Origin of the sequence: Streptomyces sp. NPDC006923, from assembly GCF_040635655.1 — a bacterium.
GTDB lineage: Bacteria > Actinomycetota > Actinomycetes > Streptomycetales > Streptomycetaceae > Streptomyces.
Map to the genome: position 1 here is coordinate 1 of NZ_JBEYIF010000039.1, position 20,385 is coordinate 20,385.

The 20,385-nt window shown below is 70.5% G+C and carries 15 protein-coding genes; 7 read left to right on the top strand and 8 right to left on the bottom strand.

Translation table 11 applies throughout. The features are described from left to right. Positions 1-237: 237 nt before the first annotated feature. The gene (secA, locus tag ABZ707_RS32700; protein ID WP_360182340.1) at positions 238-3,063 is read right to left on the bottom strand and encodes a preprotein translocase subunit SecA; all 2,826 of its coding nucleotides are present in this window, start codon (positions 3,061-3,063) and stop codon (positions 238-240) included. A 242-nt stretch (positions 3,064-3,305) separates the two neighbouring features. Here secA and ABZ707_RS32705 point away from each other — a divergent pair, with 242 nt between their 5' ends. Both ABZ707_RS32705 and ABZ707_RS32710 read left to right on the top strand, forming a co-directional pair. Beyond that, the gene (locus tag ABZ707_RS32705) at positions 3,306-3,878 is read left to right on the top strand and encodes a GNAT family N-acetyltransferase (protein ID WP_360182343.1); all 573 of its coding nucleotides are present in this window, start codon (positions 3,306-3,308) and stop codon (positions 3,876-3,878) included. Positions 3,879-3,921: 43 nt separating this feature from the next. Further along, the gene (locus tag ABZ707_RS32710) at positions 3,922-5,118 is read left to right on the top strand and encodes a crosslink repair DNA glycosylase YcaQ family protein (protein WP_360182346.1); all 1,197 of its coding nucleotides are present in this window, start codon (positions 3,922-3,924) and stop codon (positions 5,116-5,118) included. 89 nt (positions 5,119-5,207) lie between these two features. Here the strand turns inward: ABZ707_RS32710 and ABZ707_RS32715 are convergent, their stop codons facing one another. The 7 genes from ABZ707_RS32715 to mtnA form a co-directional block, all read right to left on the bottom strand. After that, on the bottom strand, positions 5,208-5,969 hold the full coding sequence (locus ABZ707_RS32715) for a response regulator transcription factor (RefSeq protein ID WP_360182349.1): 762 nt from the start codon (positions 5,967-5,969) through the stop codon (positions 5,208-5,210). 212 nt (positions 5,970-6,181) lie between these two features. Then, a complete protein-coding gene (gene raiA, locus ABZ707_RS32720; RefSeq protein ID WP_360182352.1) occupies positions 6,182-6,871 on the bottom strand; it encodes a ribosome-associated translation inhibitor RaiA in 690 nt (229 codons plus the stop codon). A gap of 314 nt (positions 6,872-7,185) precedes the next feature. Continuing rightward, complete coding sequence (locus ABZ707_RS32725; RefSeq protein ID WP_360182355.1) at positions 7,186-7,908, bottom strand: ComF family protein; 723 nt, start codon at positions 7,906-7,908, stop codon at positions 7,186-7,188. Positions 7,909-8,078: 170 nt separating this feature from the next. Continuing rightward, a complete protein-coding gene (locus tag ABZ707_RS32730) occupies positions 8,079-9,977 on the bottom strand; it encodes an LpqB family beta-propeller domain-containing protein (protein WP_360182358.1) in 1,899 nt (632 codons plus the stop codon). After that, positions 9,922-11,970: an MtrAB system histidine kinase MtrB gene (gene mtrB / locus ABZ707_RS32735; RefSeq protein WP_360182361.1), complete on the bottom strand. Its 2,049-nt coding sequence runs from the start codon at positions 11,968-11,970 to the stop codon at positions 9,922-9,924. Before mtrB ends, ABZ707_RS32730 begins: the two co-directional genes overlap by 56 nt. 1 nt (position 11,971) lies before the next feature. Continuing rightward, entirely contained in the window at positions 11,972-12,649 is a 678-nt protein-coding gene (gene mtrA, locus ABZ707_RS32740) for a two-component system response regulator MtrA (RefSeq protein ID WP_009333493.1), read from the bottom strand. 752 nt (positions 12,650-13,401) lie between these two features. Beyond that, positions 13,402-14,568, bottom strand: a complete 1,167-nt coding sequence (gene mtnA / locus ABZ707_RS32745; RefSeq protein ID WP_360182365.1) for an S-methyl-5-thioribose-1-phosphate isomerase — start codon at positions 14,566-14,568, stop codon at positions 13,402-13,404. A 194-nt stretch (positions 14,569-14,762) separates the two neighbouring features. On the opposite strand from mtnA, the gene ABZ707_RS32750 reads away from it, so the two are divergent. From ABZ707_RS32750 to ABZ707_RS32770, 5 genes are read left to right on the top strand one after another with little or no spacing between them, the layout of a single operon-like run. Continuing rightward, positions 14,763-16,010 (top strand): glycerophosphoryl diester phosphodiesterase membrane domain-containing protein, encoded by a 1,248-nt coding sequence (locus ABZ707_RS32750; protein ID WP_360182368.1) that lies wholly within the window; start codon positions 14,763-14,765, stop codon positions 16,008-16,010. Between the two features lie 4 nt (positions 16,011-16,014). Then, complete coding sequence (locus tag ABZ707_RS32755; RefSeq protein ID WP_360182371.1) at positions 16,015-16,707, top strand: DUF4129 domain-containing protein; 693 nt, start codon at positions 16,015-16,017, stop codon at positions 16,705-16,707. Continuing rightward, positions 16,704-17,924: a DUF4350 domain-containing protein gene (locus ABZ707_RS32760; RefSeq protein WP_360182374.1), complete on the top strand. Its 1,221-nt coding sequence runs from the start codon at positions 16,704-16,706 to the stop codon at positions 17,922-17,924. The genes ABZ707_RS32755 and ABZ707_RS32760 overlap by 4 nt, the downstream gene beginning before the upstream one ends. Then, positions 17,921-18,904 carry a MoxR family ATPase gene (locus tag ABZ707_RS32765; protein ID WP_360182377.1) on the top strand — a complete coding sequence of 328 codons (984 nt, stop codon included), beginning with the start codon at positions 17,921-17,923 and terminating at the stop codon, positions 18,902-18,904. The genes ABZ707_RS32760 and ABZ707_RS32765 overlap by 4 nt, the downstream gene beginning before the upstream one ends. An 11-nt stretch (positions 18,905-18,915) precedes the next feature. After that, entirely contained in the window at positions 18,916-20,226 is a 1,311-nt protein-coding gene (locus ABZ707_RS32770; RefSeq protein WP_360182380.1) for a DUF58 domain-containing protein, read from the top strand. The last annotated feature ends 159 nt before the right edge of the window (positions 20,227-20,385 follow it).

Genomic DNA, 20,385 nt, shown 5'->3' on the forward strand with positions numbered 1-20,385 from the left:
GCTGGGCCGTGCTTTGTGGGGGTTTTGGGTGGTCGGGTGTTTTTTTTATTGTGTTGTGGGGCCCGGCCGGGGCCCCGCGGGGCGCCCCCGGCCCCCCGGCGGGCGACGCCCGGCCACCCGCGGACCGGGCACACGGAACCGGGCCGGGGCCCCCCCACCCCGTGTGCGCCCCGGCCCGTCAGGCCCTGTCACCGGCCCGGCCCCCGGTCGTCCGGCCGGGGGCCGGGCGGCCTGCCGCTACTTCTTGCGGCGACGGCTGCCGTTGCCGCCCTTCTGCGCCTTGCGTCGCTCGGCCCGCGTCAGCCCGTCCGACGTGGAGCGCGTCGGCCCGTCCGCGTTCTGGAAGTCGCCCTCGACGATGCCGCCCTCACCGTCCACCGTGGGAGCGGAGAAGTGCAGCCGGTCCGGGCGCTGCGGGGCGTCGAGGCCCTTCGCCCGGATCTCCGGACGGCCGGTGCCCGCGGGCACCGCGTCCTCCTTCGTCAGCGACGTGCGCTCGGCCGCGTCCTGCACCGGGACCTCCTCGACCTGCTGCTCGACCTGGACCTCCAGGTTGAACAGATAGCCGACGGACTCCTCCTTGATGCCCTCCATCATGGCGTTGAACATGTCGAAGCCCTCGCGCTGGTACTCGACCAGCGGGTCCTTCTGCGCCATGGCGCGGAGGCCGATGCCCTCCTGGAGGTAGTCCATCTCGTAGAGGTGCTCGCGCCACTTGCGGTCCAGGACGGACAGCACCACGCGCCGCTCCAGCTCACGCATGATGTCCGAGCCGAGCTGCTTCTCCCGGTCCTCGTACTGCTCGTGGATGTCGTCCTTGATGGACTCCGCGATGAACTCGGCGGTGATCCCGGCACGGTCGCCGGCCGCCTCCTCCAGCTCCTCGACGGTGGCCTTCACCGGGTAGAGCTGCTTGAACGCGCTCCACAGCCGGTCCAGGTCCCACTCCTCGGCGAAGCCCTCGACGGTCTCCGCCTGGATGTACGCGTCGATCGTGTCATCCATGAAGTGGCGCACCTGCTCATGCAGGTCCTCGCCCTCCAGGACCCGGCGGCGCTCGCCGTAGATGACCTCGCGCTGCCGGTTGAGGACCTCGTCGTACTTCAGGACGTTCTTGCGCGCCTCGAAGTTCTGCTGCTCGACCTGCGACTGGGCGGACGCGATGGCGCGCGTCACCATTTTGTTCTCGATCGGTACGTCGTCCGGCACATTGGCCATCGACATCACGCGCTCGACCATCTGCGCCTTGAACAGCCGCATCAGGTCGTCGCCCAGAGAGAGGTAGAAGCGGGACTCGCCCGGGTCGCCCTGACGTCCGGAACGGCCTCGGAGCTGGTTGTCGATACGGCGCGACTCGTGCCGCTCGGTGCCCAGGACATAGAGCCCGCCGAGGTCCTTGACCTCTTCGAACTCAGCCTTGACCGCCTGCTCGGCCTTCTCCAGCGCGGCCGGCAGCGCAGCCGCCCACTCCTCGACGTGCTCGACGGGGTCCAGGCCGCGCTGCCGCAGCTCCGCCTCCGCCAGGTCGTCCGGGTTGCCGCCGAGCTTGATGTCCGTACCACGGCCGGCCATGTTGGTGGCGACGGTGACGGCGCCCTTGCGGCCGGCCTGGGCGACGATCGTCGCCTCCCGGTCGTGCTGCTTGGCGTTGAGCACCTCGTGCTGCACACCGCGCTTGCTGAGCTGCTGCGAGAGGTACTCGGACTTCTCGACCGAGGTGGTGCCGACCAGGATCGGCTGCCCCTTCTCGTGCTTCTCCGCGATGTCGTCGACGACCGCGGCGAACTTGGCGACCTCGGTGCGGTAGATCAGGTCGGACTGGTCCATGCGGACCATCGGCCGGTTCGTCGGGATCGGCACAACGCCCAGCTTGTAGATCTGGTGGAACTCGGCGGCCTCGGTCATGGCCGTACCGGTCATACCGGACAGCTTGCCGTAGAGACGGAAGAAGTTCTGCAGGGTGATCGTGGCGAGGGTCTGGTTCTCGTCCTTGATGTCCACCCCTTCCTTCGCCTCGATCGCCTGGTGCATGCCCTCGTTGTAGCGGCGGCCCGCGAGGATACGGCCGGTGTGCTCGTCGACGATCATGACTTCGCCGTCGATGACGACGTAGTCCTTGTCGTTCTTGAAGAGTTCCTTGGCCTTGATCGCGTTGTTCAGATAACCGACGAGCGGCGTGTTCACCGACTCGTAGAGGTTGTCGATGCCCAGCCAGTCCTCGACCTTCGCGACACCGGACTCATGGATGGCGACGGTGCGCTTCTTCTCGTCGACCTCGTAGTCGCCGGTCTCCTCGACGCCCTTGAGCGGGTTGCCGGCCTCGCCCCTGGTGAGCCGGGTGACCAGCTTGGCGAAGTCGCCGTACCACTTCGTGGCCTGGTCGGCGGGGCCGGAGATGATCAGCGGCGTACGGGCCTCGTCCACGAGGATCGAGTCGACCTCGTCGACGATGGCGTAGTTGTGGCCGCGCTGGACCAGCTCCTCCTGGGACCACGCCATGTTGTCCCGGAGGTAGTCGAAGCCGAACTCGTTGTTCGTGCCGTACGTGATGTCGCAGGCGTACTGCTCACGGCGCTGCGCGGGCGACATGTTGGCCAGGATGCAGCCGACCTCGAGGCCCAGGAACTTGTGGACGCGGCCCATCATGTCCGAGTCGCGCTCGGCCAGGTAGTCGTTCACCGTGATCAGGTGCACGCCCTTGCCGGACAGGGCGTTGAGATAGGCGGGCAGCGTGCCGACGAGGGTCTTGCCCTCACCGGTCTTCATCTCGGCGACATAACCGAGGTGCAGCGCGGCGCCGCCCATGAGCTGGACGTCGTAGTGCCGCTGGCCAAGCACGCGCTTGGCCGCCTCGCGGACGGTCGCGAAGGCCTCGGGGAGCAGGTCGTCCAGGCTCTCACCGTCGGCGTAGCGCTCTTTGTACTCGTCGGTGAGCGCCCGCAACTCGGCGTCGGAGAGGGTTACGAAATCCTCTTCGATGGAGTTGACCTGGTCCGCGATGCGGTGCAGTTTGCGCAGGATCTTGCCTTCGCCTGCACGCATGAGCTTGTTGAAGACGGACACTGAGGCTGGTCTCCTTGCCGGTCGGGCCTGGCACGTGGGTCGTGGTACGGACACGGGCGCGGGCACGGCAGGCGGGCCCCACCGCAACGGCCATCGTAAGCGAGGACCCGCCCGCGCCGGGAGGGCCGCCGTCGCACCGGCCTGCCGTCACCCGGAAAGAGAACGCGCGGACCGCGTGGAAGGTGCCGGTGAGGTGGGAAAAGCATTCGTGTCGCCCGGCTCCCGCTCAGCAGAATCCCTCCATGGAACCTCTCACTCTGACGACGGAGCGCCTGCGGCTGCGCGCCTTCACGGCGGACGACACCGATCGCGTGTACGCCGTCTGCCAGGATCCCGACATCCAGCGCTGGACGACGATCCCCTCCCCGTACGAGCGCCGGCACGCGGAGGACTTCGTCACACGGCTGGTCCCCGAGGGCTGGCGGAACGACACGGAGTACACCTTCGCCGTACAGCCGCGCGACGGCGGACCGGTGGTCGCCGCCATCAGCCTGCACCATCCCCGCTCGGGCAACTGGGAGATCGGCTTCTGGACCGCCAGGGAGCACCGGGGCCGCGGCTATATGGCCGAGGCCATGACGGCGCTCGCCCACTTCGCCTTCACGGCCCTGGGCGCGGTACGGCTGGAGTGGCGTGCCGAGGTCGGCAACACCGCCTCCCGCGCGGTGGCGGAGAAGGCCGGGGCGGTGGTGGAGGGCGTCCTGCGCGGCGGGCTGCTCAACAAGGGCACCCTCCGCGACTGCTGGATCGGCGGGCTGCTGCCGTCCGACCTCGGGCTGCCGAGCGCCCACCCGTACCTGCCCGCACGGGACTGATCTGCCGGACAGGCTGTCAGTGCCGCGGTCTATCGTGCCGTTCATGACGACTGTGCCGCCCGCCACCGCAGAGCTGTCCGCCGACGAAGCCCGCCGCATAGCCCTGCGCGCTCAGGGGTTCCTCGGCGCCCCCGACCGGCGCGGTGGGGTCCGGGGTGTGCTGCGCCATCTCGGCGCCGTGCAGCTCGACACGATCTCGGTGCTGGCCCGGTCGCACGAGCTGATCCCCTACGCGCGACTGGGCGCCGTCGGCCGGAAGACCGTCGAGGACGCCTACTGGACCCCGGAGGCCGCCGGCGCGGCGCCGGCCCGGCCGCACGCCTTCGAATACTGGTCCCACGCGGCCTGCGTCCTGCCGATCGAGGAGTGGCCGCACTTCGCCTTCCGCCGCCGGGCCTATCGCGCGCACCCGAAGTGGTATCACTCTCTGTCCGACGGCGCCTACGACGCGGTGCTCCGGCAGCTCCGTACGGAGGGCCCGCTGACCGCGACGGAGCTGGGCGGGGCCAAGAACGGCGGCCCGTGGTGGGACTGGTCCGAGGCGAAGGTGGCCGTCGAGCGCGCCCTGATGTACGGCGAGGTCGTCTGCACCGGGCGGCGGAGCTGGAAGCGGGTCTACGACCTCGCGGAGCGGGCCGTCCCCGACGATCTCCTCCACGACGACCTGGACGACACGGAGTGCCTGCGCCGGCTCGTACGCCTCGCGGGCCAGTCCCTCGGCGTCGGTACGCGCGCCGACATCGCCGACTACCACCGTCTCAAGGGTGAGCAGGTCGACGCCGTGATCGCGGACTCGGGGCTGGTCCCGGTGACGGTCGCGGGATGGGGCAAGCCGGCCTGGGCCGATCCGGCGGCCCTGACGACGGAGCCGCGCGGACGGCACCGCACGACACTGCTGTCGCCGTTCGACTCCCTCGTCTGGGAGCGGGCCCGCACCGAGCGGATCTTCGGCTTCACCCACCGGCTGGAGGCGTATGTGCCCAAGCCCAAGCGGGTGTACGGCTACTTCGCGATGCCGCTGCTCTCCGGCGGCAGGCTGCTGGGGCGGGTCGATCCGGCGCGCGAGGGCAAGACCCTGGTGGCCAAGCAGGTGTCGCTGGACACTCCGAAGGCCGTACTCCCCATGGCGCGGGCGCTCCGGGAAGCGGCGGAGTGGGTCGGTTGCTCCGACGTCCGGGTGGAGCGGGTCGAGGCACCGGAGCTGCGCGGACCGCTGACGGCGGCGCTGGCCGCCGTCTGAGCGAGCGCGTCCCGCTCACCGAAGAGCGGGACCGGGAGGCCGGACACCGGGCCCGGCGGCGACGGCGAAGGCGCGGAACTGCCGGGCCGTCAGCGGATTTCGAGAATCTTCTCCCGCATCGCATAGACCACGGCCTCCATCCTGGAGTGCAGTTGCAGCTTCTCCAGGATGTTGCGCACATGGTTCTTCACGGTGTTCTCCGAGATGAACAACTCCTTCGCGATATCGCGGTTGTTCATTCCCGTGGCGACCAGTTTGAGGACTTCCAGCTCACGGTCCGTCAGACGCGGCGCCGGAACAAGTCTTCGCTCGTCGGTGCGCTGAATCATCGACTTGAACTCGGTCAGCAGCTTCGACGCCATGGACGGGCTGATCTGTGACTGGCCGTCAGCCACGGCGCGAATGGCGGTGGCCACCTCGTCGGTGGAAATCTCCTTGAGGAGATAGCCCGTGGCGCCCGCCTTGATCGCGTCGTAGAGGTCGGCCTCCTCATCGCTGATCGTCAGCATGATGATCTTGGCACTGGGGGCCACCTCCTTGATGGAGGTACACGCCTCGATACCGCCGCGCCTGGGCATCCGTACGTCCATCAGCACGATGTCCGGCAGCAGATCGGCGGCCTTGTCGACGGCCTCCGCCCCGTCTCCGGCCTCACCGACGACCTGGATGTCCTCCTCCTGGGCGAGGACGATCTCCAGACCTCGGCGGAAGAGCGCGTGGTCGTCCACCACAAGGACCCGGATCGGCTCCTTGCCGGGCCCGTTCCGTTCCGCGTCGGCATCGGGTCCGGAGCCGCCGACCCGGTCGCCGGCATCGTTCCGGTTCTGCACCGGCCCGAAGCTGTCCGCCATCGTTCCTCCCCCTGAAGGCCATGGCCCGAGGTCATCAGAGCCGGCCAACCGCAGTTCGCAGACCACCTGTTGGCTTGCGACGCCATGATTTCATGCCCGGGCGCCCGAGCGGTGATCCTTGCGCTCGCACAGTGGTGCCCCCGAGGGCGCGAAAGCGCTCAGGGGCACCACCGGAGCGGCTCTCCGCCGTCCGGCCGTGTGACGGCCTCCGCTCAGCCGCCGAGGGCGCCGCCGGCGCCGCCCACTTCCGATTCGGCCAGCGGATCCGTCCTGAGGTGGATCACACCGTAGTCATAGGCATGGCGCCGGTAGACGACGCTGGCTTCCTTCGTGTCGGAATCGATGAACAGATAGAAGTCGTGCCCGACCAGCTCCATCTCGTAGAGCGCCTGGTCGAGGCTCATCGGTGCGGCGACGTGGTTCTTCTCCCGGACCACCAGCGGTCCCTCGCCCTGCACCTCCAGCGAGCCGATCATCGTAGTGGGGACGGCGGCTGCCGCCTCCTCCGCCGCGGTCTCACCGTTCGCGTTCAACTGGGCCACGCCAGGAACCACGTCGGGTACTTCGGCCGCCGACAGACGCCCGGGGCCACGCCTGTTGTAGCGCTTCTCGTGCTGCTTGCGCAGGCGCGCCTCCAACTTGCCGGTGGCCAGGTCGAGTGCCGCGTACGGATCGGCCGCGGCCGCCTCCGCACGGATCACGGGGCCACGGGAGTGGAGCGTGATCTCCACCCGGTCGCACCGGTCGGCCTGTCGAGGGTTGGGCTCCTTGGACACCTCGACGTCGAGGCTGATCACCTTGCCGTCGAGCTTCTGGATCTTGTCCAGCTTCAGCTTCTCGGCCACGTGCTTGCGGAACCGCTCGGGCACCTCTGTCTTGCGGCCCTTGACGACGATGTCCACGCAGAACTCCGTTCCCGGATCACTCCGCCTCGTTGCGGAGTTACTCCCTGTTGCACCAGACCCCAGTAGTCACAGGGGCCTCGGACTTGGCGACTTTCACCTCTCCTCCCCCGTCGACTACGTCCTCACTCCCACCAATTTCGAAGGTTCCGAAAACCACCCGGACGCACCGCTTCATTCAGTCAGTCCTGGCCTCGGCCATTCCTTACAACCGAACATAGCCCTCCCGCGCCGGTGTCGGCACCCGCTACCCGCCCGTACCTCTCTTCGGCTGTTTTTCTTCCCTCTTTACCCGCAACGCCGAAAGATCCAAGTCAGTTCCGGTTTATTTCGAAAGAGAGAGGCGGCGCGGCGACAACCGCCGCGCTCATGTGTGCGAACCCGGGAATGCCCGGTCCCACGGCGGCACGGAGTGCCCGCGCGGCCTCCACCAGCGAGACGCCCGTGGTCATCAGGTCGTCGACCAGCACCACCCGGCCGCCCGCCAGCAGCCGCGCACCGCCGACCGGCACCTCCAGCGCCCCGGTCAGATTCACCTGCCGCTGGCGGGCGCCCAGCCCCGACTGATCGGCGACCGCGCGCCGCTGCCGCAGCAGCGGCAGCACCCGGCAGGACCGGCCCGTACGACGCAGTTCGCCGGCGGCGGCCAGCGCGATCCTGCGGCCGGCGTCATGTCCGCGCGCCGCGACCGCGCGCCGCGTGGACGGCACCGGCACCAGAAGCAGCGGGCCCACGCCCGTACCCGGCGGCGCGGCGACCCGTACCGCCCCGGCCAGGGCCCGGCCCAGCGGCCCCGCCAGACCGAGCGCGCCCCGCTCCTTGTGCGCCAGCAGCACCGCCCGTACGGCGTCCTCGTACGGCGCGGCGGCATGGACCGCCGGCAGTCCCGCGGGCTCGGGGGCCGGCCGCACCCGACAGGGCCACGTCCCGTACAGCGCCCGGCCGCAGTCCTCGCACAAAGGCGTCCTGGGACTGCCGCAGCCGCCACAGGCGACCGGCAGCACCAGGCCGGTGATCTCCCGCCACCACCCCCGCATGGGACACACTGTGCCAACGTCCGGAGCGCCCGGCCACCCCTGTGGACAACTCCGGCGTGTCTCAGAAGTCACGCCCGCTCCGCGACGCCCGGCAGCGTCACCGGATCACCCCGGAGTGATCCGGAGCGATCCCGTGCCTGGCCGAACCGATCCGGCGCGGCGCGTATCCGTCAGCCGGGATAGACGGGCGACGAGCCCACCTTCACCAAGGTCTGCCAGTTCGCCCCGGTGGGCAGCCGTACGATCCCGGCGTCCTCGGAATCGGCCACCAGCGGCTGCCGGTCGTCGTCCGCCGCCGCGATGCCCGTCACCTGGTTCAGGCCGGGCAGCACACCGGCCGCCGAGGTCGAGCCGTCGGTCTGCAGATAGCGCACCTGCTGCACCCCGCCCTTCTCCTTGCCGACCACCACCAGCCGGCTCGGCCCGGCCCACGACACCGCGGTCACCGTCTCCATCTGCGGAGCCGCCGAACGCAGTTGCACCACGGACACCGTCGGATCGGCCGCCGGGCCGTGCCGTTCCACCCGGCCGATCTGGAGGCTGGTCCGCCCCTTCTCCGTCAGCAGCAGCGCGATCCGCACTCCGTCCGCCGACACCCGCAGCGCCTCGATGCGCGCGCTGCCGAGCCCCTCGACCAGGACCTCCCGCGGAGTGCCCGCGCCCTCCTCGAACCACAGCAGACGCGGTTTCGCGGGATCGCGGTCGGCGACCCACAGATCACCGCGTCCGTCCCAGCTCGGCGCGGACAGCCTGTCCTCCGCACGGGCGCCGTGACTCGACACCAGCTCGTCGCCCAGCTCACTGTCCGAGAGGATCGACGACACGTACAGGGCGCGGGCGTCGTCCGTGACACCCGCCGCGTGTTTCTCGTCACGGGCCACCGCGACGGCGCCGAGCTTCACCCCGCCGTCCCCGAAGGGTCCGATGACAGGTGTCCGGTCGGCGGCGCCGTCCCCGGCGGCCTCCAGCAGCGACAGCCGTCCCTTGTCGTCGAGGAAGTAGGGATTGTCGGGACGGCCCGTGGTGCGGTCCGGCGCGAACTCCTCGGCCTGGTCACCGCTCAGCACACAGAGCGAGGAACCGTCCGCCAGCAGCTCGACCTGACCGACCGGCGTGGCCGTCAGACCCCGCAGCGTGAAGAGCAACTGCGCCGCCATCCGCCGGCACTGCGGACGTCCCGCCTTGGACGCCTTGTCGTTCAGCGGCACCTTCAGCGCGTTGCGGTCGTCGAACTCCAGCGAGGTCGTGCCCTTCTGAAGGGCCGTACCGGCGGGGAAGGGCGAGTCGACGACCGGCTTCAGCCAGCTTGTCGGCCCGTCGAGCAGCACCTTGACCGCCTGGGTGACGGGGTCCATCCGGGTCGTCGGATCTATTCGCTGGCGGATGTACACAGGATCCGCGACCAGCCAGTTCTCACCGGAGGCGAAGTAGTACTTATTGACGGGCCGGTAGTTGCGCTGGAAATCCGACTCGCCGAGCACCAGGCCCTGCGGCAGGCTGTCTATGCGCCATTCCTTGCCTTCCGAGCCACCGCTGTCCTGCCGCACCAGCCGGATACGGCCGTTGTACTTGGTCGGCGCGAGCCACTCGTAGGCGTGCGAGGAATCCACGTCCGCGATCCGGTCGCCGTACAGCGGATACGTCAGGCTGGTGCTGTCGGTACCGGACGGCTCCTTGGGGCCCCCGGGGTCGGGAGCGGCGCGCAGCACGGTCGTCCCCGCCTCCGGCTGCCAGTTCCGCGCCGCCTGCTTCGTCAGATACTTCCTGGCCATCGTGAAGTCGGGATCGTCACTGGTCATGGCCTCCAGGAAGCCGTCCACGATCTCGTCGGGCTCCGCCTTGTCCCTCGGCGGCACGGCATACACCCGGACCTGCGACTCGCCGGGCGGCGACGCCTTCACCGGCTCCACATCGCCGCTGTCCGGGATCGACGCGCATCCCGCCAGCAGCACGGCGAGTATCCCGAGCACGACCGGAACCCCCACCGCGCTTCTCCGGCCGTACCGACTGCGGTCAGCGCCCACGAATCGTGTCCTCCCGCTCCGGCGGTACCTGTTGTGCGGAGTCATCGGATCCGTCCTCCGCGGGGCGCTCGCCCGGGGGACGCGCCACCACCCGGGCCCCGCTGCCCGGCAGCGCGGCCGGGTCGACCGCCGCCGTCGTACGGGGCGGCGCGGGCATCAGCGAAGGCACCGGCAGCGCCGACCGGTCCGCCCGCGACTGGACCGGCACACTCGCCAGCCGGTGCGCGCTCTCCTTGAGGTCCTCGGCGGCGACCCGCTCACGGTTGCGCCGGGAGTCCTCGGGCTCCAGGGGTATGGGCGAGCCGCGCAACGCCTCGTCCGCCGTGCGCGGCAGCGTCAGCCTGAACTGCGAGCCGCCTCCCGGCTCACCCCACGCCTGCAGCCAGCCGCCGTGCAGCCGCGCGTCCTCGACGGCGATCGACAGGCCGAGCCCGGTGCCTCCCGTGGTGCGGGCCCGGGCCGGGTCGGCCCGCCAGAAGCGGTTGAAGACCCGGGTGGCCTCCCCGGGCTTGAGGCCCACGCCGTAGTCCCGGACGGCGACCGCGACGGCCCCGCCCGCCACTCCCATCCGGACGACGACATCCCTGCCCTCGCCGTGTTCGACGGCGTTGACGACCAGATTGCGCAGCACCCGCTCGACCCGGCGGGCGTCGGCCTCCGCCACGACGGGCTGTTCGTCCCCGAGGACCCGGATCCGGCTGCCCTTGCGTTCGGCCAGCGGTTCGGCGCCGCCGATGACCCGGCGTACGACCTCACGGAGATCTATCGGCTCGGCCTCCAGCGCCGCCGCGCCCGCGTCGAACCGGCTGATCTCCAGCAGGTCCGACAGCAGCGACTCGAAGCGGTCGAGCTGGTCCCCGAGCAGTTCGGCGGAGCGCGCCGTCACAGGATCGAAGTCAGCGCGCGCCTCATGAATGACATCGGCGGCCATCCGTACGGTCGTCAGCGGGGTGCGCAGCTCGTGCGAGACGTCCGAGACGAAGCGCCGCTGCATCCTGGAGAGCTCCTCCAGTTGCTGGATCTTGAGCTGCAGATTCTGCGCCATCTTGTTGAACGCCTCACCGAGGCGGGCGATGTCGTCCTCACCGGTGACCTTCATCCGCTCCTGAAGGCGTCCCGTGGAGAGCCGCTCGGCGATCCCGGCGGCCATCCGCACCGGAGTGACGACCTGGCGCACCACCAGCCAGGCGATGGCCCCGAGCAGCACGACCACAAAGAGCCCGGCCGTGGCGAGGGTCCCCTTGACCAGGTTGAGCGACTGCTCCTCCTGGGTCAGCGGGAAGAGATAATAAAGCTCATACGCGTTGCCGTCGACGTCGTTCAGCCGCTTGCCGACGATCAGCCCCGGCTCCGGCTCCCGGTCGTCCGTGGCACCGGTGTACGTGATCTGGGCGTATGTCTCGAAGGGCCCGGTGCCCTGAGCGACCGCGGAGCGCAGATCGGCGGGAACGCTGGCGAAGTCGACTCCGCCCGAGACCCGGGGGGCACGGCTGGTGGAGGCGGCGTCCTCCGAGTCGGGGCTCAGCGCCACCACATTGAAGGCACCGGGGCCGCCGCTGGCGAGCTGTTCGACGAGGTCGGACCGCCAGTTGACGGAGTTCCTGCCCGGCCTGCCGCTCGCGCCGCCGTCCTCCCGCCCGCCGGGCGCCGCCGTCGCGTCGGCCTTCTCCTTCGCCACGGTGAAGCCGCCCGCCGCCTGGCTCTGAGCCGCCTTCTCCTTGGCTTCGAGCAGACCGTTGCGCACCTGGCCGATGACCACGAACCCGAGCAGCAGCACCACTCCGAGCGACATCAGCAGCGTGGCGGCGACCACCCGGAGCTGGATGTTCCGCCGCCACAGCCGGACAGCCGGCAGGAGCGGACGCCTCACCCAGCGCACCAGGAGCCGCAGCACCGGTCCGCCCGGCGAACCGTCCTGGAGCAGCCTGCCGCCCCGGAACAGCCGGCCGTACCCCTGGAACGCGCGGCCCGGCCCGGCAGCCCGCTCCGCACGGACTCCCGGCTCCCCGGGTTTCGGAGCAGCGCTGCCACCGGCCACGTCAGCTCGGCCCCGCCTTGTAGCCGACACCCCGGACGGTCACCACGATCTCCGGCCGCTCCGGGTCCTTCTCGACCTTGGAGCGCAGCCGCTGAACATGCACATTGACCAGCCGGGTGTCCGCCGCGTGGCGGTAACCCCAGACCTGCTCAAGGAGCACCTCACGGGTGAACACCTGCCACGGCTTACGGGCCAGCGCGACCAGCAGATCGAACTCCAGCGGTGTCAGGGCGATCGACTGCCCGTCCCGCTTCACCGAGTGGCCCGCCACGTCGATGACGAGATCACCTATGGCCAGTTGTTCGGGCGCCGGCTCCTCCGAGCGGCGCAGCCGGGCCCTGATCCGGGCCACCAGCTCCTTGGGCTTGAACGGCTTGACGATGTAGTCGTCAGCCCCGGATTCCAGCCCGACCACCACATCAACCGTGTCGCTCTTGGCCGTGAGCATGACGATGGGCACCCCGGACTCGGCCCTGATGAGCCGGCACACCTCGATGCCGTCCCGGCCGGGCAGCATGAGATCCAGCAGCACCAGATCCGGCTTCGCCTCACGGAAGGCGGCAAGCGCCTTGTCACCGTCAGCTACGAACGACGGCTCGAACCCTTCACCACGCAGCACAATGCCGAGCATCTCGGCCAGTGCGGTGTCGTCATCGACGACAAGGACGCGTCCCTTCATACCGACATCATCCCATTTTCATTTCCGTTGAGTAGACATGCGTGACCCAGCTCACCGACCGACGGCGATGTGCGCCGATGTCCGTCACTGACCGCTGTCGTCCGCTGCCGTTGATGTCAACCACTGATGTCCAACCCGTCACCATCGGTCCGGGCCCCGGGCGGCCGTCACAGCGCCGTCCTGTCCCGATCCCGCCTCCCGTCGCTCCCACACCGTAGTGGAGCAGCGGCGACTTCCGGACTCTGAGACCAGGCCCACTCGCCGGGCCCGTCCCGGGCGGCCCGGCCGTGCTCCCCGCGATCGGCACGGCGGGGATCGGCCCTCCGGACTCCCCCCGAGGCATCCGGGGCCGGGGCACGACGCTCCGTGTGCCCGCCAGGCGAACCGCACCGGACCGGCCACTGTCCACCTGACGGAGGCTCAGAAACTCACCATCCCCGGGGCAGTTGAACGCTCCGGCCATGTCGACGCCCCCCGGTCCCGGTTCGGCCGGCGGTTCGGCCCCCGGCGGCGCGCGCGAGAACGCCGCCGGGCCCGGCTCGGTGCTGCTCCTCCCCCATGGCCGACCAGCGCATCCGCGATGACATCGAGAGCGGTGACGGCCCAACTCTTCACCGTGCTGCGGATCGCGCAGGTGAGGCCAACGGCGACGAGAAGGAACAGGACGAGACCCGGCAGAACCGAGCCCGGCCCAACGGCGGTGTCGAACGTCACCCGCCCGCGCCGGCGCGGGCAGGGACCGTGTCCGCCACTCAGCCCGGCAACATCCCCTGAGCCGCCGATACCCGGCGGGGCCCGGCACACAGCTCCGCGATTCCCTCCCCGGTCACCGGAGACAGCGCCCCGTTCTCGGTGACGATCGCCGTCACCAGCTCCGGGGGCGTGATGTCGAAGGCCGGGTTGTACGCCTGCGTTCCCAGCGGCGCCACCGGCATCCCGCCACCGCCGTCCACTCCCGCCACCGCCGACCGCGGCGCCGTGAGCTCCGTCACCTCCTGCCCGGGCCGCTGCTCCACCTCGATCGACGCGCCGTCCGGGCACGCGAGATCGATCGTCGTGGTGGGCGCGACCACCACGAACGGCACATGGTGGTACTTGGCCAGTACGGCAAGCGGATAGCTGCCCACCTTGTTCGCCACAGAGCCGTCGGCGGCGATCCGGTCCGCCCCGATCAGGACGGCGTCCACCTCTCCCGCCGCGAACAGTGAACCGGCCGCGTTGTCCGTGAGCAGTGTGTAAGCCATCCCCCTGCGAGCCGCCTCATACGCCGTCAGCCGGGCGCCCTGCAGAAGCGGACGTGTCTCGTCCACCCACAGGCGCCGCAGCCGGCCCGCCCGGTGGGCCGACAGCGCCACGGCGAACGCGGTGCCCTCGCCACCCGAGACAAGCGCGCCGGTATTGCAGTGCGTCAGGATCCGGTGCCCGCCACCCGGCAGCAGCTCGTCCAGGAGCGCGAGCCCGATCGCCGCCATCCGCGAGCTGGCCTCGGCATCCTCCCGGTGCAGTTCCCTGGCCTCGGCGAGCGCCGCCGCGGCCGCCTGCTCCAGATCCGCGCCCTGGTCGACCGCGGAACGGTACGCGTCACGTGCCCGCCGCACCCCGTACCCGAGGTTCACGGCGGTGGGCCTCGCCTGCGCGAGTTGCTCGGCCGCGTCCTCCACGTCAAAACCCCGCACCGCGGCCAGGGCCACGCCGTAGGCGCCCGCGAGACCCAGCAGCGGCGCTCCGCGTACCGCCAGCGTCCGGATCGCCCGCACCAGAGCGGGCACATCGGTGCAGACCAGCTCGGCTTCCTCCACCGGAAGGCGCGTCTGATCGAGAAGCACCAGTACGGGCCCCTCCGGAGGCTCGTCCCAGCGAAGTGACGGGAGCATGGACGGCTCTGCGCCGACCGCGTTTTGTGCGTACTGATCAGCCATCCGCCCAGTCTGCCCGCTGCGCCACCGACAATGAAGGTGAGCGCGACCGCGACAAGGACATACCGTCCCCGGTCCGCCGGGGCCCCACCCGTGGCACGATGGCTGCCGGACCGCCGCTCTGCTTCGCGGACAGGCGCCGCTGACGCGCCGGCTCGCCGAGCCGGATCCCCAACCAATCCCCGAGGTGGACGACCGTGAACGACACTCCGGGCTGGGCCTCGCCCGGATCCGCCCCGTCCGACGGCCAGGACGCCACCGTGCCCAGGCCCGCCGAACCCGCCGACGACACCGGCTCCCCTTCCAAGTGGTCCAGCGCCCAGCCGCCGGCCGGCCAGTGGTCGCCGCCCAGCGCCCCCGGCGGGGCGCCCGGCCCCGCCACCCCCAGGCCCGCACCGGGCTGGGGCGGCGGCGGTCCCGTCCAGGGCCGCGGACCGGGCGGAGGCTGGGGCCGTCCGCCCGCGGCCAAGCCCGGAGTGATCCCGCTCCGTCCACTCGGCGCACTCGAGATCCTCGACGGAGCGGTGTCCACCCTGCGCGCCCACTGGCGCACGGTGCTGGGCGTCACCATCGCCGTCGCCGTGGTCTCGCAGATCGGCGACATACTCGTCCAGCGCTACCTCCTTCCCGAGCCGGTCGAGGTCGATCCCGACGCGAGCCCGTCGGAGGCCCTGCGGCAGGCCGGGGACGCGGCCCAGTCGAGTCTTCTGGGCCTGGCGCCCTCGCTGGCCATCACCCTGATCGGCACCCTCTTCACCACGGCGGTACTCACTGTCGTCGTCAGCCGGTCCGTGCTGGGACGCACCGTCACTCTCTCGGAGGCCTGGGCCGAGGCCCGGCCCCGCCTTCCCCAGCTTCTGGGCCTGACCCTGCTGCTGCCGCTGATGAGCGCCGCCGTCATGGCCGTCGGCATCGTCCCCGGCCTGGTGGTGGGGTCCGCCGCCGGAGTCGCGCTCTCCCTCGTCGGCGGTCTCGCGGCGTTCGTCGTCATCGTCTGGCTGATGGTCCGCTTCAGCCTGGCCTCGCCCGCCCTCATGCTGGAACGGCAGAGTGTGCCGGCGTCCATCCGCCGCTCCGCCAAGCTGGTGAACGGCGCCTGGTGGCGCACCTTCGGCGTGCTGACTCTGACGATGCTGCTGACCTTCCTGGTCTCCATGGTCATCGCGGTGCCCTTCGCCATCATCGCCGCCGCCGCCGACAGTGACGGCCTCAGCGGCCTGATCTCGAACACCGGCGCGGACTTCGGATGGCCCTCGCTGATCATCACCGGCATCGGCACGGTGATCGCTTCCGCGCTCACCTATCCGATCTCCGCCGGGGTGACCGTCCTCCTCTACGTGGACCAGCGCATCCGTCGCGAAGCCCTCGACCTCGAACTGGCACGGGCCGCCGGCGTTCCCGGTTACGGCTCCGGTCCGGCGGGCCCCGACGCCTCCAGGGGCTGACACGGTGTTCATCACGGGGGGCGTGACAACGGCACGGCTGATCACTCGCGCAAGCGACGACGTACCGGTGGACACCTCCCGCCTCCCCGCCCGTGAGGCGGCGGAGCGGGAGCTGTCCAAGCCGATGTACCACGAGAACGACCCCAACCTCCTCCAGCGCGCACTCGACAGCTTCTGGGAGTGGATCGGCAAGATCTTCGACTCCCTCTCCGGCGCCGCCCCTGGCGGTCCACTCGGTCTTGTTGTCGTCGTACTGATCGTCATGGCCCTGTTCGCCACGCTCTTCTGGCGTCTGGGGACCCCGCGCCGCGTACCCGGCAGCGCGGGCGGCTCCCTGTTCGACGACGGGCCCCGGAGCGCCGCAGCACACCGTGCCGCCGCCGATACGCACGCGGCCGCCGGCCGCTGGAACGAAGCCGTCCAGGAACGGATGCGCGCCATCGTCCGCTCCCTGGAGGAACGGGCCCTGCTCGTCCCGCGCCCCGGCCGCACCGCGGACGAGGCCGCCTCCGAAGCCGGGAACCAACTCCCCGCCCAGGCGGACCGGCTTCGCGCGGCCGCCCGGGAGTTCGACGACGTCACATACGGAGGCCGCCCCACCGACCAGCGGACGTATCTCCGTCTGCGCGCACTCGACCTCGACCTGGAACACGCGAGGCCGCAGCTCGGCGCCACGGCCGGAGGAACCGCCGAGTGAACGCCACGACCAGCGCCACCTCGGTCTCCCCCGGCGTCCGTCAGATCTGGGCCCGGGGCCGCGGGCTCCTCATCGCGCTCGTGCTTCTTCTGGCAGCGGGAACCGCCATCGCCGCCCTGCGCTCCGGCGAGCAGCACGGCCGACTCGACCCGCGCTCCGCGGACCGTTTCGGCAGCCGCGCCACCGCCGAACTGCTCAAGGACAGCGGGGTCTCCATCGACGTCGCGACCACACTGGCCGAGGCCATGGCCACAACAGGCCCGGACACCACGCTGCTGGTCACCAACCCCGATCTGCTGACGCGCGACCAGCAGCGGTCCCTGCGCGAGGCGACGGCGGCGTCCGGAGGACGCACCGTGCTGCTGGGCGCCGGCCCACCCTCCGTCGATGTGCTGGCTCCCGGCGTCCGTACGAACACCCCGGCGCCGGTCTCCGCCCGTGCTCCCGGCTGTTCGCTGCCCGCCGCCGGCCGTGCCGGCTCGGTCGACATCGGCGGTGAGCGCTATCTCACCGACTCTCCGGACGCCGACGGCTGTTACATGAGTGACGGTCTGCCGACCCTGCTCAGGATCGCCGGCACGGATACCAGCGCCGACACCGACTCCGACGCCGGTGACACGGTGCTGCTCGGCTCCCCCGACCTTCTCTACAACGATCGCCTCGACAAACGGGGCAACGCGTCGCTGGCCCTTCAACTCCTCGGATCCCGGCCTCATCTCGTCTGGTACCTCCCTTCACTCGGTGATGCCTCCGCTTCCGGAAGCGACGGTGACAACGGCGGCGACAGCGGTTTCCTCGATCTGATCCCCTCCGGCTGGCTGTGGGGCACCCTCCAGCTCTTCCTCGCCGCGGTGCTGGCCGCCGCCTGGCGTGCCCGCAGGCTGGGCCCGCTCGTGACCGAACGGCTACCTGTCGCCACGAGGGCCTCGGAGTCCGTGGAGGGCCGCGCACGCCTCTACCGCAGGGCGAACGCCAGGGATCGCGCCGCCGCCGTCCTGCGCTCGGCGACCCGCGACCGCCTCGCTCCCCTCCTGGGCGTCGCCGCTGCCGACGCCCACTCACCGGAGGCACTGATCTCCGCCATATCGGCCCGGCTCCCGGACACCGGCCTCGACCTCCGTACGCTGCTCTTCGGCCCGGCCCCGGCCGGTGACACCGCTCTCATCCGCCTGGCGGACCAACTCGACGCCCTCGAAAGAGAGGTACGCACCTCATGAGTGCCCCGACCACAGAGACCGCTGAGAGCTCGGACAGCGCCCGTGCTTCCCTGGAGGCCCTGCGCACCGAGATCGCGAAGGCGGTGGTCGGCCAGGACCCCGCCGTCACCGGGCTTGTCGTCGCCCTTCTCTGCCGCGGCCATGTCCTCCTGGAGGGAGTCCCCGGTGTGGCGAAGACTCTTCTCGTCCGGGCACTCGCCGCGTCCCTCGAACTCGACACGAAACGCGTCCAGTTCACCCCCGATCTGATGCCGGGCGACATCACCGGGTCCCTCGTCTACGACGCGCGGACCTCCGAGTTCTCCTTCCAGCCCGGTCCTGTTTTCACCCATCTCCTGCTCGCCGACGAGATCAACCGCACACCGCCCAAAACCCAGTCGGCGCTTCTGGAAGCGATGGAAGAACGCCAGGTCACGGTGGACGGCATGCCGCGCTCCCTGCCCGATCCATTCCTGGTCGCGGCCACCCAGAACCCGGTCGAATACGAAGGCACCTACCCCCTTCCCGAGGCCCAGCTCGACCGCTTCCTCCTCAAACTGACCGTCCCGCTCCCCACCCGCGACGACGAGATCAACGTCCTGAGCCGCCACGCGGAGGGCTTCAATCCGCGTGACCTCCGGGCCGCGGGGGTGCGACCCGTCGCCGGGCCCGCCGACCTGGAGGCGGCTCGCGCCGCGGTGGCCAAGACCTCCGTCTCGCCCGAGATAGCGGGCTACATCGTCGATATCTGCCGTGCCACTCGTGAATCCCCCTCACTCGCCCTGGGCGTCTCCCCACGAGGCGCCACCGCCCTGCTCTCCACCGCGCGCGCCTGGGCCTGGCTCACCGGCCGTGACTACGTCATCCCCGACGATGTGAAGGCACTGGCCCTTCCCACCCTCCGCCATCGCGTCCAGCTCCGGCCCGAGGCCGAAATGGAGGGAGTCACCGCCGACTCCGTCATCACCGCGATCCTCGCCCACGTGCCCGTCCCCCGATGAGACGGTGAACCGTGGCCCTCACCGGACGAACCGCTCTCCTCGCCGCCCTCGGCTCAATCCCCGTCGGCGTCCTGGCCCCCAGCTGGGCGGGCATCCTCGCCGTCAACGCACCGCTCTCGATGGCAATTCTGTGCGACTACGCCCTGGCTGCACCAGTGCGAACCCTTCGATTCACCCGAAGTGGTGATACGTCAGTTCGACTCGGCGACGGCGCGGAGGTCCATCTCACCGTCACCAACCCCTCCGGCCGCCGTCTTCGCGCACACCTGCGCGACGCCTGGCCACCAAGCAGCTGGCTCCCCGGTACCGAACAGGCGGCGTCCCGCCACACGGTGACGGTCCCGGCAGGTGAGCGCCGCCGCCTCAGCACATTTCTCCGCCCCACCCGCCGCGGCGAGCGGCACGCGGAACGCGTCACCATCCGCTCGTTCGGCCCCATGGGTCTGATATCCCGCCAGGGCACCCACGACGTCCCGTGGACCGTCCGCGTGCTGCCGCCCTTCACCAGCCGCAAACACCTGCCGTCCAGGCTCGCCCGGCTGCGGGAGCTGGACGGCCGCACCAGCGTGCTCACCCGTGGCGAGGGCACCGAGTTCGACAGCCTTCGCGCCTATGTGCCCGGCGACGACACCCGGTCCATCGACTGGCGGGCGACCGCGCGCCGGCAGACGGTCGCTGTACGGACCTGGCGGCCGGAACGCGACCGGCACATCCTTGTCGTCCTCGACACCGGACGCACGTCGGCCGGCCGAGTGGGCGACGTACCCCGCCTCGACGCGGCCATGGATGCCACGCTCCTCCTCACCGCGCTCGCGTCGCGCGCGGGTGACCGTGTGGGCCTCCTCGCCTATGACCGCCGCATCCGTACACAGGTGCAGGGCCGCTCCGCAGGGGATGTGCTGCCCGCGGTCGTGAACGCTCTGACACCCCTTGAGCCCGAGCTCGTGGAAACGGACGCTCGCGGGCTCAGCTCGGCCGTGCTGAGGAGCGCCCCACGGCGCTCACTGATCGTGCTGATCACAAGCCTGGACACGGCCCCCGTCGAGGAGGGCCTGCTCCCTGTGCTCCCCCGGCTCACCCAGCGGCACACGGTCGTGGTCGCCTCGGTCGCCGATCCCCATGTCGAGGAGATGAGCGCGGGCCGGGGCACAGTGGACGCGGTCTACGCGGCGGCCGCCGGAACGCAGGCACAAATTCAGCGCCGCCGTACGGCGGAACAACTGCGGCGTCACGGCGTCACCGTGGTGGACGCCACCCCGGAGAAACTCGCCCCGGCCCTCGCCGACGCCTATCTCGCTCTGAAGGCCGCGGGCCGGCTCTGAGACATGACGGTGTGGGCAGTCGGCAGAAATGCGGACTGCCCACACGAAGGCATTCATAAAATTTGCTTTGAACGCAGGAATGCCCTGTACCTAAAGGCACAGGGCATTCCCACAACAAAAGTTCGGCGGCGTCCTACTCTCCCACAGGGTCCCCCCTGC